The sequence below is a fragment of the Pseudomonas sp. LBUM1663 genome (genome assembly GCF_059695905.1).
Genome location: NZ_CP166792.1, coordinates 684779 through 702918 on the forward strand (window position 1 = coordinate 684779; position 18140 = coordinate 702918).

4 protein-coding genes are annotated in these 18140 nt (G+C 57.4%); 2 read left to right on the forward strand and 2 right to left on the reverse strand.

Annotated features, from left to right (window positions below):
* The first annotated feature begins 288 nt into the window (after window positions 1-288).
* Together ACA075_RS03040 and ACA075_RS03045 are read left to right on the forward strand one after the other, a co-directional pair.
* Window positions 289-7377, forward strand: a complete 7089-nt coding sequence (locus tag ACA075_RS03040) for a TcdA/TcdB pore-forming domain-containing protein (RefSeq protein ID WP_497297233.1) — start codon at window positions 289-291, stop codon at window positions 7375-7377.
* A 138-nt stretch (window positions 7378-7515) separates the two neighbouring features.
* A complete protein-coding gene (locus ACA075_RS03045) occupies window positions 7516-14628 on the forward strand; it encodes a TcdA/TcdB pore-forming domain-containing protein (protein WP_497297234.1) in 7113 nt (2370 codons plus the stop codon).
* Here ACA075_RS03045 and ACA075_RS03050 read toward each other — a convergent pair whose 3' ends face one another.
* Together ACA075_RS03050 and ACA075_RS03055 are read right to left on the reverse strand one after the other, a co-directional pair.
* The gene (locus ACA075_RS03050) at window positions 14629-15225 is read right to left on the reverse strand and encodes a MarC family protein (RefSeq protein WP_007937197.1); all 597 of its coding nucleotides are present in this window, start codon (window positions 15223-15225) and stop codon (window positions 14629-14631) included.
* Window positions 15226-15289: 64 nt separating this feature from the next.
* Window positions 15290-18067 carry a hybrid sensor histidine kinase/response regulator gene (locus ACA075_RS03055; RefSeq protein WP_497297235.1) on the reverse strand — a complete coding sequence of 926 codons (2778 nt, stop codon included), beginning with the start codon at window positions 18065-18067 and terminating at the stop codon, window positions 15290-15292.
* Window positions 18068-18140: the final 73 nt, after the last annotated feature.

The window sequence follows — 18140 nt, forward strand, 5'->3', positions numbered from 1 at the left end:
TTCGTGGCTGAGCGCCGTTTGTTAATAACCGTGTCTGTCAAAGATAAAAGTTACACATGTATTTTGAGCTTAAATGTAATTAATTAATTGCCTGGTTGTTAGATTGAGGTTGTTATTTTTATCGCTTAGTATTTTTGGCTGTGGCAGATCAACTAATGTTTTTTGCCTGCTGTTTCGATTTGAACGCCACTCGAACAGTGGGGTCGGTTATTAGTGTGTCGGCAATACCAGGGCCTTCAATGCTGGTTTAAATGTTAACTCAGGTTCTCAAGCATCGACCGATGGATTGTGTTCGATGCTGCGGGCTACGTGTATTCCAAGTTTTTTAATGGCATGGATGTTATGAATCAATATCAGGTAACAAGTACTGCGGGAAAGTCGTTTCTTCAATATTTCAGCACGGATGATTTTCATACACTCGCGAATGAGTTCCGCACCACGCCGCTATATGAAGCGCTGGCGGGCTATTACTCAGCGTGCGCAAAGGATCAGCGCTGGGCTGAGCAGATGGCGCCATTGTTATTGCTAAAAGACACGCTGGACTCACTGATTGGCCAGCGCGCCGGGCCGATTTCGCCAGCGTTGGCCGACCTCTCTGCGCGACTTGAAAACTATGCAAATCGGCTGGTCCAGACTGTTCGAATGTTGAATCCGGTTGCACCCGAAGTGCCGAAAACTATGCATTTTGTTTGGGTCGGCGGGAGCGCGGTAGGCACTATTCAGCGGGATTACATCAAACTATGGAAGGCGGTCATGGTCAAGGAAGGCCATACGTTCAACCTGTGGTACGACAGTGATGCATTGCTGGCGTTCGAGATGAATCGAGTGATCCTGGAAAGTGCCAGGGCGCATGCCATGGAGTCAGGTGGAGCAACCCTTGATACGCCGGTGGTATTGGCCCGGATGATCGAGCATCGGGCCCGGGTACTGAAAATGCAGATGTCGGCTCATCTCAGCCAGGAACGCTGGGCTGGCAAGGCGGATGAAGCACGTATTGATCTGATGGTCCGCGCCTATGGCAAGGACGAGGCTACCCTCATTGCGTTCAGACAGAAATGTCTGGACAGTCACTTGGCCATGGTGGATGAACATCTGCGGTTGCGCGACGTGCGTGAGGTCTTCAAAGAGCACCTTTTATGGGACGTCTATGAGCGCGAAGTGGCAGGGCGAGGCAACTTTGCTGCGGCCAGCGATGTGGTTCGTCTGCAGGTCGAAGCACTGGAGGGAGGTCGCTACAGTGATGTGGATTACTTGCCGCAGTTGAAGGGCGTACTGGGCGGAGTCGATATCGCGGGGTTCGATGAAAGTGCGCGAATTGGCGTATTGCAACTTCTGCTCAATAACAATGAATCGCTGATGCCAGGACGCGACCCCAGTCGATACCCTGACCGCACAATGAGTATTCCTGAACAACACAGGACCGCATTAAACGAATTTGCACTTCAACGTCCGACGCCCTCCGACATATTTTCTGTGCCGGAGAATAGTCAAACGCCAATGGACGGCATGCGCATGGCAATTCAGATCAACAGTGAAATGAACTCCCATATCGTGGCGCATGCCGGCGCGGGCTCGACCCAGGCGATTATCGAGTTGATCAGGTTCAACTACGACTTCCTGTCAGCGTTTGAGTCTCGATTGAGCACGACGGGTGTCGACTGGAGCGACAGCGGTGCCGTACAAGATATTCTCGTGATGATGGTGAATGAAAAAACGGCTGAGGTACCTGGGCTGTCAAAAACGCGTCGAGGGTATTTAGGCAAACTGGTTAGCGCCATCGGCGCTTATTACAGTGACGGTATTCGCTATGAGTCCCGAGGAACCATTGATTTGACCGGACCCGGGGCCGCAATCACGGGCCTTGAGGAGTACGTGGAGAAGCATCTCCTGGTTGATGGAAAAAACGAAATACGAGATCGGTTGAAATTGTCGGATGGCTACAACGTGGCCACCGAAGAAGAGAAGGTTTCTGGCTGGACGATCAACGCAACACCGCAAGAATGGCTGCAAAAGGAGCAAGCAAACTGGAGCGACGGTAAATTAAAAACACGCTATCAGGGAAAATTTTCCGAGCTGTTGAAAGGGCAAACCATAAGCTTCGAAAAAGGCTGGCCGATCATTGAGGGACGACCGGTTTTGCTGACCGCCATCCTGCAGCGCGGGATGGATGAGTTGGGGGAACCCTTCATCCGTGCGATGAACGAAAAGCTCAGCGGTGAGCTGAACTTCGATAAACCTTTTTCCCTGAACTTTGATGAACGCCAAAAGATTCTGGCCCAGTCCGCAGCTGAGCTTCCCGTTTCCCTTGGTTTCTATCCGATTGGCAATCTGAATGAAATGCTCGTTCGCATCGGCCATGGGGTGCTGCCGCTCGATCAGTTGAGCCCGGTACATCGGGTGGTGCTCGGTGGCCTGTTCGGCGCACAGACGCTGGACGAAGCCGGTTTCGCCGCCGCCTGGCAGCAGCTCGGCGCGCTCGCGAAAAGTACGGCTGACCGGGGTATATCCGAGCGTTACATGGCTATCGAGCAGGTGTTGCTCACGCACAAAAGCCCCGAGTTCGAAACAGCATTTGCCGCTGTCAAAACGCCGATTGAACCCTCCAGGGAGAGCGCTCAGGTCCTCAAGATTCTCTCATTCGAGAAACCGTTGACGCTTCGTCAATGGGGCGAGAGCGTGGCTCGCATCAGGCACCAGACGGAGTACGAACTACGCCAATACATTCTCCAGCGCAGTGCCTCGGTGCGTAAAACGCTCCTGGAGGCGGGCGCGTCAATGACTAGGTTAATGCCTCAGGGATTGCTGGTCAGGGGCGATGGCGACCCCGGCAGACGCTGTTATCCACTGGCGTTGCTGATGGCTGCGGCGACTCATCAAGGCCGCGATGCAGTACAGGCACTGAGCGGCAGACTGGCCAATGCGCATTTCTCGCCCAGTGAAAGTGATACCCATGCCTTTCTTCAGGCGCTCGACGAATTGCGCGCCATACCCCAGGCCGATTTTGGCGACAAGCTCGGTGCGTTGAGTTTCGATGGCGTCTTTGAGGTGTTGGCGGCTAAACCTGCACCTTGCACGTTGATGCTCAATACCGAAAACCATTCAATGATGGTGGCCAGGACCGGGACGGCCGAACACAGTCGCTGGTCTTTCTACGATCCCAATTTTGGTGTCTTTGGTTTTGACCGGATAGACCACCTCAAGCTTGGGATGAAGAGCCTGTTCAGCACTTCCGACCTGGCCAGGCAGTATGCAATCGAGTCGACGGATCTCTCACCCTTCAACGTGATTGAGCTTGATGGCAATCGCCTCGCCAGCAAGCACCTGGCTTCGGAACTGCAAGTGTCGAAGCTGTTGGGCAATGAATCCCTGAGCTCAGGAAAAAATATCGCGCCATGGACCCATCACGCCCGGTTGCGCTCACGCGCGCTGTCTGAAAATGCCCGATTGGGACGTGGTCTTTCCGAACGGGATGCCAGTGTCTGGGCGACCAAAATGGATCAGGTCACAAACCGGGTGAGATCGGCGAATCGCCTGGGCAGAGAGTACGTTCCTGTATTCGCAACCCTGCAGGCTCAACCGGATGACGGTTACACACTGTCGTTCATGGACGTCAAGACGCAACAAACCCGCGTGGTGACAACCAAAGAACCGTTTCTCAGGCAAATCAAGTCGTTCCTGAACAAGAGTATCGAGTACCTGGCAGGCAGCAACGATGGACATAAACCTGTTGATCCAACGGATGTGTCCGAGGGTAGCAGGCTGAGCTTTGCGTTTGGTTTCCAGGCGTTGATCACCGAACTTCGCAACCGCGATCAAATGGCGCAGCCTGGAACAGAATCGAACCTGGCCGTCGCCGTTCGTCTTCATGGCTACCTGGGCCATGCTCAATTAGTCCACGGTATCGGCCTCGACACGCTGCAAATGGCGAACCTGGTTCGACAGCTGGTGAACGCCGAGCGAGCGATAGCGGTCAGGACCGCTTCGGCGGGCGGACGACTCCTGGCGCGTATCGCTGGCCCGGGGTTGGGGCAGGTATTGGGCGTGGTCAATATCGGGTTTGACCTTTACGAGTTCTACAACGCAGAAAACCACGAGCAACAAGCGCGTTTCGGCACTCAGTTGCTGTTCGATGTCAGTGCGCTTGTGCTCGACGGCGTTGCGCTGGTGGTCGGCGGAACGGCGGGCGCGGTCGCGGGTTTTTTGTCGGTGCCACTGTTGGGCATCGGAATTGGCGTCACGGCGATTGCCGGCAATCTCGGGCAAATCATGGACAAGGCAGAAAAAGTTGCCGAATTGTTTACCCGGTTCAAAACCGCGTACAGCCCGCAGGCTTTCTCGGTCAAGCAAGGGGTCGTGTCGATCATGCCCGAGTCGGTGGTGGACACGCTCGATCTTCGCGATGGGGTCATCGAGTTTGGCAGCCAGGGGCTCTTTCGCTCTTTGGGTGGCTCAGGGCTCCCGCGGCCCGATGGGAACAAGCACAACGCCATTGTTGTTCGCGAAAGCATGGGGCTGCCAAAACAGGTCGCGATTCCCGGCCCGCGTGTTCATGGTCGATTTAACGCTGTACCGGCAGATTCGGTCTTGCTGCTTCCGGGTACTCCAAAGTGTTATTACGGGTATGAGTATCAACTGGGTTCCGATCCGCAGGCCTTTGAGTGGAGCGACCTGCTTCTGAACGTTGTCGGCGGCTCGGTCTTTCTGCCTCGCAAGGTGTATCCGCAATATGACGTGTTGCGTGAACTTGAAGCCAGGGAGGAAGGTTTTTTCTTCACCCACGCCAGACCTTTCCCGCACATCCTCTACAAACTCAATCCTGTCTATGAGCCCACGACCATTAACGTGCGCATAGGAACCGAAACGCGGGCGCTGTACGTTCCTGAATTGCCGCGAGAGATGCGGGGCAGGGTTTCTTACCGCATCGACACGATGAGGGGGGCTTACTCTCTCGCCTTAAGGCCAGGGCTCGTGGCGGTCCACCTCAGCGCACTTGTGGGTGACGAGCAAGTGAGCTGGGTGTTGATCGCCGACTGGGTCACGCCACAACACATCAGTGTCGGCGATGCGGGGTTGAACATCGACGGTATCGAGCTGAGCATCGAGACCGACATCGACGTGTATGTTCGAACAAAAAACCTCGAAACGTACCGCGTTGATCGTGACCGTCGGCAATTGAACCTGGCTTCTATTCAAGTCGTCGACGGACATTTTTCGCAGGCGGAGCTAGACCGTTTGAAAGTGCTTCACCGGCAGCAGCGCATGGGCAGTGCTTTAATTCCTGCGGGCAAGTTTTTGCTGCCGTTTGGCAATCCAGAAAAGCCGCAATTCACCGTGGGTTGGTACGAAGTGGCAAAGGAACGGTTCGTCTATGGCCGTCAATTCCTGGGCTCGGTCAGCGAAAAACTTCAACTGGCAGCGGTGCAAGAAGATCACGCTTACTTCTATCACCCGGATCAACCCCTGATATGGCGCGTCGATGCCATCACGGGTTTGACCACCTGGCGCTACAGCGTTTTCAATCGTGGAAACGAAGAGGCGCAGATCATCGGTTGCCTTGATCGGGGAGCTGGCGTTGTTCAGGTCACCCAGCGGGTACGCCTGAACAAGACTCAGCGGTACCTGGTGATTTATCTGATTCACGGCGAGGAAATCTCATTGGTATCGGTGTCGAGCGAACCGCCTGACTATTTCGATACCTTGAAAGACGTCATTGCCCTGTTAAAGCAGGTTGATAGTGCGGTTGTTGCTGATGACGCCGAACGGCAAACGTCCTGGAAACCTGCGTCCTTTGTTACGGTGACGTCCGGCGACCTGGCCAAGCCGTCGCTGCCGCGATGGATCAACGGGCAGACCCACCAGCTCCTGACGCCGCGCTTGCCCGTCAGCGAAACCGCCTCGGCGCTGCCTCAGTTAAGCCTGCTGCCACCGAATGATCCTGATGTTGCAGGTTTTCTGGTTCACGACGCACACAGTCAAAACCTCTATCACCAACCCTTTGCCGGCAATGAGGCACAACGGGTTCCATTGCCAGGCAAGGTCAATCTCAGGATCAGCGACGGGGGGTACCTGGTCGTCAATGAGTCCGGACTGATGTTTGACGTTCGTCAGGACGCGAGCTTTTTCCTTAACGGCGTGACGGGGGAATGGCTGGATGCTCATCCGCTGTGGATTAGCGATCTGGAAGCCCTTGGCAAGGAGCATGCGGTTTCGCTGATTTCGCTTTCCGGATTATCGGACGTCACCGGCCAGATCCCTGTCTACGCGCGCTACTTGAACAATAAGCTGTTGATAACCGATCTGAGCGCCGAAAAGGGTTGCCGTCTGTTGTCCGTCACTCGTGATGGCAAGCATGCCTGGCTACTTGGCTTGAGCAGCGGCCACCTCTATCGCCAGGCGTTTATCGAGCCTGAGCAGCTGAGCCGTGCGTTCGGCAGCGGCAGGCTGTTGATCAAAGCCGACGCGCTGCCACGACCGGAAAAGGTCTGGGAGCCCTGGACATTTTCTGAAGTGCTGCCTTACGGCACCGGCTTGCGTGGTCGCACCCGGGACGGGGTCAATCTTGAACTGATTGAAGGTGAGCCGGCTCGAATCATCAGTGTCGAGAACGCCTGGTCGTATCGTGACAGGGAGTCGCCTGAAGCGCTGACGGAACGTCTGAACGATTTGGTGTCCGGTCAGGCTCATGCGCCTTACTTGCCAATCGGGCAGTCGGCCGACCGTTACGCTTACTACGTCCCCGAACTCAATCGTGTCTTTGAGGTTAACGGCAGAGCGGATGGGCAGTGGGCAAACTTCCTCGGCACAAAACAAGGGCGAGTTCCGCTGTTGTTTGATCCGGTGGACGGCTTGATCTTCAACCGCAATACCAAAGAGGTTTTGTGGGTTGCGGCGAACAAGGCCAGCCGAGAGGGTGACGTCATGACGCTGGAGGTCGCGGGAGAGGTAAAAGACCTGCTGGCCCTGGTGCCCGACGGTGTCAGTACATTGATTCTGGGTGGCGCTGAAACGGGGTCGATTTATCACGTGTCCGAGACCGTCTGGCAGCACCTCGATTGCATCGTGGTCGATTGCACTGACTGGCCGGACATTGACGCAACACCTTCGCGATTGATTCTGGCGGCCGGAGCGCAGGATGACTGGCGTGTCGATCGGGCAGACAACCATCTGCTGCTCACCGACCCGGAAAACGGCAACAGCCTGGTTTTTCGTTCGGCGCAATCTGAGGATTGGGCATTGACCCAGTCGCTGAACCTGAGTGTGCAAGTGCTTGGCGATACGCTTGAGGTCAGCGTCCATGAACTGTGGCAAACCCTGTTCGATCAGGGGCAAAGCAGCCTTGAATTCAAAGTGCTCGTCGAGCAGTTGAACTCGGTCTAAAAAAACCGGGGATAGCAAGTTCTGTATCAGTCTGATTAGTACGACGAGACTTCATCTTCGTGAGAGTCGGCGGCCTCTTTCTGTGGCCGCTTTTTATAAGCGTTCTGTCGTTTTTTATTTTTACAGGGAAGTATCTTTATGGGTGAGCAAGTAACTCGTCATGTGGACGTCTACGTCAATTTTATTGATTTATTTAAACTGTCCGATCTTGAGCAAGCGTTACAGGAACATAAAGGCACAGACGAATACGACGCGGTATTCCGATATTACTTTGCTTGTATCGCAGTGCTCGACTTTCCGAGGATGCTCGCACCGCTGGGTTTGCTGCGTGAGGCCCTCGGGTCTTTTGTTGAGCCAAAGCGCCGGCGTCGACGCGCGGCGGGCACAGAATTGCCAACGGCACAGCCGGTTGACGTAGCACCGGGGCTGAGCGAGATCCGCGACAGGGTCGAAGGCTTCCACTCGCGCCTGTCCAATAGCATTGAACAGTTGAGTATCGTGGCCACCGAAGTACCAAAAAATCTGCACTTCGTCTGGCTTGGCGGTGGCTTGGGGGCTATCCAGCACGACTATATTAATGTCTGGCTCAAGGTGTTGGCCGGTCAGGGCTATACCGTGAAACTCTGGTACGACAGCGATGCACTCCTGGCTTATGAAACCAACCGGATCATTGTCGAAGCCGCGAAGGCCGACGCAATGGTTAATGGCGGACATAGCAGCGAATCGTATCTTGATCTTGTTGATAAGTATGAGGAACGGGCCATTGTTCTAAAAAAGCAGATGTTCGCCCATATCAACAAAGCGGTAGCGCACGGTGTTAATGCGGATGAGGCACGCATTGATCTTCTGGTTCGTGGGTATGGCCAGAATGAAACGAACTTGAAAGCCTTGCGGGACAAGAATAACCAGAGTATCTCGGCCATGGCCGAGGGTGGTTTGGAACTTCGTAATATTGCAGCGAATGAAACACCGATGCACTTACAGGCCATTTACGAGCGGGAAATCAGTTTGCGAGGCAACTTTGCCGCGGCTTCCGATGTGGTGCGCATTGAGGCCTTGATGGCTGAAGGCGGTAGTTATGCAGATGTCGATAACCTGCCGCCGTTGCAGGAGAGTCTGGGCGATGTCGACATTCGTCAATTCAGAACGGATGCACGCGTGGGTGTATTGCAATTGTTGCTGGATCAGAACCCCGAGTGGATGCCGGGTCGTGAGGCATCAAGAAGCAAGTACACAAGTTACTTTGAGCGCATCCCTGAAGAGCATCGCGCGGAGCTGGAACGGTTCGCCAAAAGTCGTCCGCTGTTGGACAGTGTTTTTCGCGCACCCTTAGAACGTCTTGTTCGGGCGGACGGACTGCGAGCGGTTGCCGAAGGGAGCAGCCTGAGTAATGCGTTTCTGATGGCTCATGCCGGGTCGGCGATGGTCAACGCCGTGATCGATCGCTTCAAACTCAACTATGAAATCGTTGATGCCACGGCCCGCTTGGCTATGGAGAAGCAGGTCTCTGGCGATGTTGAGGCGGTAGGTCGTATTGCGCTGGAGGTCGTCGAAAAACAATTCGGTTCGTTGCAAACACTGCCAATGGATGTAGAGCTCGCTCTGTATTTTCTGGCAAAAGCTGCGACCTTTTACTACAGCGACGGCATTCGCCCACAAAGCGAAGAGACCATCTATCTGACCGGGCCCGCTGCGATGCGTGATGCGCTCGCGGATTACGCAAACACGCATTTCACCCCTCGCGCAGCGGGTGCCTGGCGAATGGATGTGGCGATTGACCCCACGGCAACGGTGAACCGGGCCACCGAGGAGGAGCTGGACCACTCCTGGAAAGAAAATGAAAGTGACACCGAGGCGTGGCTCAAGAACGAAAAACAACGGTGGGAAGCCGGGCAATTCAAGGCGCGTTACGTAGGTAAAGTGGATCAGTTGCTAAAGGGGCAAACGATTCATTTCGACCATGGCTGGCCAGTCATTGAAGGACGACATGTGTTGTCGACTGAATTGCTGCAATCCCTGGCGCAGCAGCTTGGCGAACCCTTTTTGCTAGCGATGAGTCAGCGGACCACCGGTGAGGTGACTTTCGACCTGCCGTTGCAGCTGAGTTTTGATGAGCGTCAATCCATCCTTGCGCAGGAGATCGTGCTACCGCCATCGCTGGTCGGTGAGCCGGCCACTGCGGATCTGGCGCTGGATGAATTGCTTCACCGAATTGGCCGAGGGACCTTGCAGATTGAGCAGCTTGACCCCCGGCAGCGGTTGCTGATCGGATCGTTGCTCGGCGCGCGGGCCATGGATCAACACCACTTTGATCAAGTCCGCGCGCGCCTGGAAAACCTCGCCAATAACGTGTCTGAATTGGGCGTGTCACACCGTTACGGGGCCATTGAGCGGGAGCTGTTCAAAGAAAATCACCCGGCGTTCGTTGACGGTTTGGCCAGCGCTTTGACACCTTCCGTAGCGCTGTCCGAGACAAGCATAGAGCTGAAAAAGCAGGCGCTGGAGCAGTCGCTGACCTTGCTGCAATGGGGACGCCAGGTTGCGCGGATTCAGCAGGTCGCAAAACTCGAGTTCCGTGACCGCATCAGCGAGCGCATGACCGATGTGCTGGAAAGCTTCGACCAAGGCACCTTCAAACTGGTGCCGCAGGACTTGTTGCTGCAGGGCGCCGGTGACCGGATCGCCGGGCGTTGCTATCCGTTGGCCTTGGCCATGGCGGCAGCGATCAGCAAGGGCAGTGAAGCGGGCAACCTCCTGCGTGAGCGTTTTTACCTGGCGGTCATTGAACCCGGTAGCAGCGATTCGAATGCATTCGTGAGCGTTATCGAAGAGCTTCGTGACGTCGACGTCCATGACTTCGGCGGGCCGGTGGTGCGCTCGGATCTGGCAGAGGTGATCACGACGCTTGAAGCGAAAACCGGCGGCAGCACGTTGATGCTCAACTCGGATAACCACTCGATGCTGCTGGCCAAAAGTGTTGTGGGCGAGCGCAGTACCTATCATTTCTACGATCCGAACTTTGGTGTTTTCGAGTTCGATACCGCGCAAGCGCTCAGCGTAGCGCTGAACCATTTTTTCGTTAGCCAAGAGATGGCCGGGCCTTATGCCGCTTATGGAGAACCCAGTCGTCCGGCCTTTGACTTGATTGAGCTCGACGCCGGCCGCCTCAATGCAAAGGTGTTGTCATCGGGTGTCCGGGTGTCGAGTCTTTCCGATTTGGGCAACCTGCCAGAACAGGCGCCTCGGGTCAGGCAGCGGCTGGCCAGCGCGCGAGGGCAGTCTCTGGTCAACAATGGGGTGCTGGGCAGTTCGTTACTGGAACTGGACGCGCACTGGTGGGGTAGACAGATCGCGCAGGCGACACGGCAGTTGCAGGCGCAACACGGGCTGTCGTCCGGCGCCGTTGCGTTGTTCGATACGCTGGAGATCACCCCGGCAGGCGAGTACAAAATCAGCCTGGTCGATACCGATCCAGCGCGGACCGTTGTGCGCGTCACCACCGATGATCCGCGATTCCTGAGGATCAAGAACTACCTCTCGGAGACCTTTCATACGCTGGCAGCGCAACCGCATGAGTCGGCCAGCTTGTCTGACCCCACGGAGGCCAGCAGCGTCCATACGCTCAATGCCGGTTTCACCGTGCAAGCCTTGATGAACGCACTGCGTCATCACGAAGGCGCGGCCAGCGGGGGTGACAAGGCACTGACCACGGCCATTCGCTTGCATGCCTACGTCAATTACGCCCAATTGGTCCACGGCAACGTGGTGGATGTGGTCGGCGTTGTGACACTGGTGCGTCAGGCACTGGACGATGAAAAGCTGATCGCCCGCACCAGCGCGCCGTTGGTGCAAAAGGCGTTGGGGCATGTCGCCAATGAAGGCGTCGGTACGGTGCTGGGGATGGTGAATGTCGGGTTTGATATTTACCAGTTGAGCCGTGCCACCAATGACATTGAGAAGGCGCAGTTCGGGACGCAATTGGCGTTCGACTCCGCGAGCGCTGTGTTGGGCGCCGCCGGGCTGGGTGCGGCATTGGCCGGGGCGGGTACCGTGGCGGCGGTGCTGGGCGGTGCCGGGGTGATTCTGGGCGGGTTGGCGGTGGGCGTCGCTGCGCTGGCCGAAGGGTTTGCCACCATTGCCGAGGAAGCCAAGGAGGTCGCCCTGTTTTTTGAGGGGCTGGAAAAGGCTTATCTACAGGGCGGCTATCATCTGGACAAGGCCTCGAATGCCTGGATTGCGCATCCCTTGCCGGTATTCGCCGAGCTTGATTTGCGCGCATCGACGGTCCGTTTTGACAGCCCGAAACTGTTCCCGCTTCGAGACCATTTCGGGGTACCTGATTTCGATGTCGATTACGTCCGCGCCATCGATATCCGCCGGGGCCTTGGGTTACCCGACTCGGCGCCTTTCTCGCCGCAGCCCGGGCAGTCGATCGTTTTGCCCGGCACACCCAAAACCTGGTACGGCTATGACTACAAGTTGCTGCCGTTTGTCACGTTTCGTCATGCCGGTGGCTTCGATACGGCCCGTCGGCTGGAGAAAAAAAATGAGCAGGGGCAATGGCAGTTTCTGTTTTCGTTTTACTCGTTTCCCGGCGAGTACGTGGTCAACCGGCTGAACCCTGTCTACAAGCCAACGGTATTCAACGTGCGTCTCGACAACATCGAACGCTCGCTGGTGGTGCCGGCCCTGCCGAAGGCCTGGCATGGCCTGGTTTCCTATCGCATAGAAGGTGCCGGTGCCCAGTGTTCCGTTCTGCTCAACCCCGGGGTGAACCTTGTCCTCGAGGCGCCCGGTCACACGGCCATGCGCTGGGTGCTGCAGGCTCCCTGGCTGGCGGAGGCAGACCTGCGGATAGCACCTGGCGGCAGGCTCGATTCGGGCACGTTGGGTGTGAAGTTCAGTGGCGGCGGCGTTCACGATGTGTTGCTCAAGCTTGCGGGTAACACCATCGTGCGCGTTGATCTTGTGGGCCTGAAATTGGAGGTGGTCGAGGAAGAGGCCGATCCGGCGCTCGGGGAGCAGGCGCTGCTGGATCACTTCAAGTCATTGGCCCGAGAACATCGACTGGCCATGCCGTACACCCCGGTTCACAACTTCGTGGTGCCGTTTGAAAAGCCGGACGAACCGAGGACGGTGGCTGCGTATTACGACTCGGCTCAGGATCGCTTTCTGTATATCCGCGACCCGAATGTCCTGCTGGCCGATGAGGCCGTGCTGGGCGCCGTGGTCGAGGGCTCGGCCTATTTCTATCACCCCGAGAGTTTCGATATCTGGCAGGTCGACGCGACCACCGGTACGCTGATTCGGCGCTATCGTCTGCTGGCCAAGGATGGCTTGAGCATTGCCCGCTGTGAGGCCGTGGCCAACGGCGGTATTCAAATTGTGCAGCAGTCCGTTCCAAAGGACGGTCAGCGCGATGAACTGACTTTCCTGATCCATGGGCAAGCCGTGTTGCTCAGCTCGATCACCCTTGGTCAGGATCCAGCGCTGCAGGCTGTTTTAGAGGCTGACACGCTGACGGACTGGAAACAGGTACTGGGCAATTATGTGGTGCCGGCAGCGTCCATCGATACCGTGGATTGGCGCCTTGGTGCGCTGGCTTCGATCTGTTGGCAGCGCGAAGACAAGTCCCGTGATCTGGTCTGGGTCCGCGATGTTGACGGGTTGATCATCCGTGCACCTGCCCGGCGTCACCATGTACGGGGTTGGAAGGATTCGATCAAGGCCTTGAACACCCTTTTACTTATCGCTCCCTACGGTGCCGAGGGCGAGGTCTTCGTTACATATGACAAGGACATTCAAAGCCTCGTGCGACAGCAAAGATCGATGGTCGAGGGGCGCGTGCAATGGTCTTCCACAGAAATTGCCCCCACAGGGCTGAAAAATGTTGTCGCGGTTGAGCAGGGTCATCTCGCTGTGACCGACTCGGGCCTGTTTTTCAATCTGACGCCGGACGGCTATTTGCACTTGGGCGGATTGACCGAAACCTGGTTCAAGGGTCGAGCCCAGTGGTGGTCCGAACTGCCGGCGGTGTCGACGCAATATCCGGTGTCGAGTTTCGCCCTCCTTGGGTTGACCCTCTTTACGGGGGCCGCCGGTTTGTGCGCTTGGTACCTGGAAGATCGGCTGTTGCTCGCGGACCTTGGCCATGGCAAAGAAGTGCGGTTGCTGAGTATTGTTCCGGACAATCAGGCCGCTTGGTTATTCGATCTTTCAACGGGCAAGATTTTCAGCCAGCGCTTTATCGAAACGACACACTTGAACGCCGCATTCGGCCAGGGGACTCGACTTTTGCAAGCCGAAGCATTGCCCGTTCCGATGCAGGAGTGGGCGCCCTGGACCTTTACCGACGTGAAAGTGGAGGGCGCTGGCCTGAGGGCAACAACGCTTGATGGTCTGGAAGTGGATTTACAGCACAACGCCCCGGTACGGATTACGGGTGTGGGCAGCCGCTGGGTCGCGGCACTGGAAGGGTCATTGAGTGAGGGGCTGGCGGCGCTGGCGAACGAATATCGCTGCGCCGATTTCCTGTCCGTCAAAGACCCTGACAACCTTCAGTGGTATGTGGTCCGCAGCGGGCGATTGATCCGGGTTCCGAAAGCCGCCGTTACTGCGCACTACACGCTGGTGGGCACCCGGGATCAAACCAGTGTGATGCTGCTCGAACGCGAAGATGGTTTGTTGCGCACCTATCCGCAAAAAAGCACGGTCGGGCCGCTCGACTATGTCCAGCGAAACGCCGAAGTGCTGGTGGTGGAGGGGCCGAAGACGGCCCATGATCTTCTGCCGTTGATTGCCGACGATGTCAGCATCCTGGTGCTCAAAATGGGTCAGGGGACCACGACAAGCCGACTGACCCGAGCGGCTTGGTTGAAACTTGAATCGGTCATCGTCGATTGTCGTTATCCACTTGAGCGCCCGCCGTTGATCCCGGGGAAACTGATTCTGGACGCTTCAATCATGGATCAGTTATGGGTCAGTCTGGTCGATGAACACTTGGTGATGAACGGCCTGGACAGCGGGCGTAGCCTGATTTTTCGCGGTGTTTACTCCGCAGATGTGGCGTTGCGAGGTGACGTGTTCCTTTCGCTCAATGGCTATCGATCACGTGCGGTTTCGGAAATTGTGACCGAGTTATTGAGGCGAAAAGGCGTTTCCGGCAGCGCAACGTTAGCGGAGCTGATGTCGAACTCTCAGGTCGAGGTGGTCGCAGAGCCGGCTATTCAGGACGTTGCGCTCCCTGGCTGATCAGGGCACCAGGTAACCTTTCACGCCCGTGAAGATAATCTGTGCCGCCAGCGCGCACACAAACAAGCCCATCAGCCGGCTGACAATCTGCAAGCCCTGGTCACCGAGAATCCGTTCGATGCGGTTGGACAAATAAAGGACCACGCCAACCGTAAAACTGGCCAGGGCAATGCTGAGAATGGCCGTGAGTTTGTCGTCCCAATGCGGCTGGCTCACGCCCATCACCAACAAGGCACCGATGGTGCCGGGGCCGACCGTCAATGGAATCGTCAGCGGGACGATCGTCACGTCCTGCTGCACATTGTCGGTCTGCACCGCCGACTTGCCTTGGGCCATGCCCAATGCCGAGATAAACAGCACGCTGCCTGCGCCGATTCGGAACGCGTCCACGGTGATGCCGAAGACACTGAAAATCACCCGTCCGAACAAGTACAGCAAGACGCTGGACACCAGCGTGGCGGTGGCCACTTTCCAGGCCAGCCGACGCTGTTCCTTGCGTGAATAACCGCGGGTCAGGCTGATGAAGCAGGACAACACGAAGAACGGGCTGTAGAGCACCAGCATCTTCAGGTAAACGCTGAATAACACGTGGAGCATGGTGCAGGCTCACAGTCTGGGAAGGTCGAGGAGGAGTCTATCAGGCGTTACAAGGTCTGTCGGCTCAAGAGGCCGGTGCCGCTGCCCGGTTGTGCTGATCGCGCTGGGCCACCCAATGCTCGATCAAGTCGCGCAACTGCGACAGCTCGACTGGTTTGGCCATGTGCCCGTCCATGCCGGCCTGGCGCGCGCGCTCTTTGTGCTCGGCAAGGATATGCGCGGTCAACGCCACCACCGGGGTGCGAATCCGTTGGTTGCCGACTTCCCAGGCGCGTAACTGCTGGGTAGCAGAGAAGCCATCGAGTATCGGCATTTCACAATCCATCAGGACCAGGTCATAACGTTGGGCTTTCATTGCCTGCAAGGCTTCTTCGCCATTGCTGGCGGTGTCCGGTTGCAGGTTGAGCTTGCCGAGCATGCCGCGGATCACCTTGGTCGAGATGTTGTTGTCTTCGGCCACCAGAATGCGGAAATCACTCGGGACCTTGACCGGAAGCGTCGGACCGGAGGGCAGGTGCGGCGAGACAGCCGGGCCCTTGTTGCGCTGATTCAGCTCGTCCGCCAGAGTGGTCTTGAGGGTGTAGCCGGCCACCGGTTTGGCGAGGATGCGTTTGATCCCGCAATTGCGCGCGATGATCTTGCTCGGCGCGTTGCTGATACCGGTGAGCATGATCAGCAGAATGTCGTGGTTCAGGCTCGGGTCTTCCTTGATCTTGGCCGCCAGTTGCATGCCGGTCATGCCGGGCATGTTCTGGTCGAGCAGGACCACGTCGAAATAATCGCGCAGGTGAGCCTTGGTGCGCAGCAGCGCCAGTGCCTCTTTGCCGGAAGGCACGGCGCTGACATTCAGGCCCCAGGCGCTGCACTGCTGCACCAATACTTTGCGGCAGGTGTCGTTATCGTCCACCACCAGCACACGCGCACCTTGCAGCGGCCCGTCGAGGTCGGAGGTCGGGTGCTCGAGACGATCAGGGTCCAGCGGCAGGGTCAGCCACAACGTGCTGCCTTGGTTGGCGCCACTCTTGATGCCGAATTCGCCCTGCATAAGGCGGATCAACTGACGGGCAATCACCAGCCCCAGGTTGCCGCCCAGGCTGGTTGCCGAGAGGAAGTGCTTGCTGTGCAGCTCGGCGTGCATCAGTGCCTCGCGTTCTTCGGCCTCCATCGGCACGCCGCTGTCCTGCACGGCGATGCGCAGGCGCGGTTGGGCGCTGCGTTCGTCGAGGGCGACGACGATCAGGATTTCGCCCTCGTCGGTTTTCTTCAGGGCGTTTTCCAGCAGGCTCAGCAAGGTCTGGCGCAGTCGCGTCGGGTCACCGCTGATGACGCGCGGCACTTGCGGCTGGATGAAACTGATCAGCTCGACGTTCTGCTGTTCGGCCTTGGCGCGGAAGATGCTCAGGCAGTCTTCGATCAAGGCATTGAGATCGAATTGCACGTCGTCCAGTTCGATCTGCCCGGACTCGAGCTTGGAGATGTCGAGAATCTCGTTGATCAGGGTCAGCAGTTCGTTGCCGGCGCTGTGGATCGTCTGCACATAGTCTCGCTGCTTGACCGACAGCGGTGTGCCCAGCAGCAGTTCGGTCATGCCCAGCACGCCGTTCATCGGGGTACGGATTTCGTGGCTGATCTTCGCCAGGAACTCGGCCTTGGCGTTGATCTCGGCGTTGCTGGCCGCCAGGTCGCGACTGACGCTGAAACGATCTTCGGTGATGCTGCGCTGGCGTTCGCTCAGCGCAATGCTCATCAACACGCCGCTGATGCAGATCAACCCCAGCAGCGTCATGATCAAGCCCTGCGGCGCGACCAGCGTCAGCCCCAGCAGGGCCGGCAACATGATCAGCGTGCCAATGTTGAACACGATCATCGCCGCGACGAACAGGCGCGCCGGGCGATAACCTTTTTGCCAGTGATAGGCACTGACGAACAACATGCTCAGACCTGCCAGGGCGACCAGGGCGTAGGTCATGATGTTCAGCGGCAGCGTATTGACGAACAGCAGCAGCAAGCCGCACATCACAATGAACAGAATGTCCCCCAGCAGCAGCTTGTTCATCGGGTGCGGGCCGAGTGGCGCGAAGAAGCGATAGGCGAACATCAAGCCGCACGGCGCCGTCAGCAGCAGGGCGAGGTAGGCGCCGGGTGTCTGCACCGCGTGCCAGTTTGGCAACCAGGGCCCCGCCAGATTCAGCAACAGCAACAGGCTAAGCATCAACAGTGCTTCGCATCCGGCCAGCCAAAGACTGCTGCGCGAGCGGGTATAGGCGTAGCGGACGAGGCTGTGCAGGATCAGCATCCCGAGGCAACCAAACAGAAGGCCGTAAATCAGCATCTGGTTCTGATTGGCCGCGGTCATGATCGCCGATTGCAGGGTGATATACGGCCGCAACTGGTGTTCGGACACCAGCCGCAGGTAGACGTCGAGGGGTTTGTCGCTTTGTGGCAGCGGCAACATGAATTCGCTGCTGGGCAGGGGACGGTCAGCCTGGGGCTGCTCGGTGCCGGTGTTCAATTGATCGATCAGCGTGTCGCCGTCGAGCACGTACAGATTGAGGTGCGACAGGTCGGGGGCAAATACTCGCAGCAATTGCTCGTGCTTGCCGGGTGCGAGCCGGAAGCGCAGCCACAACGCGCCTTCGGGCTCGGCCGCGGTGAGGCGGTCGAGTTCGATGGGGCTGAATTGATTGGTGTAGCGCGCGGAACGGATGTCGCTCAGCTGCAGGTCGCCCTGTTCGTCAAGCAATACCGCCCAGCCACTGCCTTGCGCGGCCTGGGCCGGAAGCATGCAGAGCAAGGTCAGCAGCGTGACAGTGAAACCTATGGCAATCCTGAGCCAGCGCACGGCGAAATCCCTTCGTAGGTTGATGCCAGATTATAACTATGCGCGGCGCCGGAACAGTCCGGCAAGGGCCTGA

Bases quoted from the DNA above. Each gene is read 5' to 3' on its own strand.
- ACA075_RS03045 (WP_497297234.1), top strand. From the start codon at position 7,516: ATGGGTGAGCAAGTAACTCGTCATGTGGACGTCTACGTCAATTTTATT.
- ACA075_RS03050 (WP_007937197.1), bottom strand. From the start codon at position 15,225: ATGCTCCACGTGTTATTCAGCGTTTACCTGAAGATGCTGGTGCTCTAC.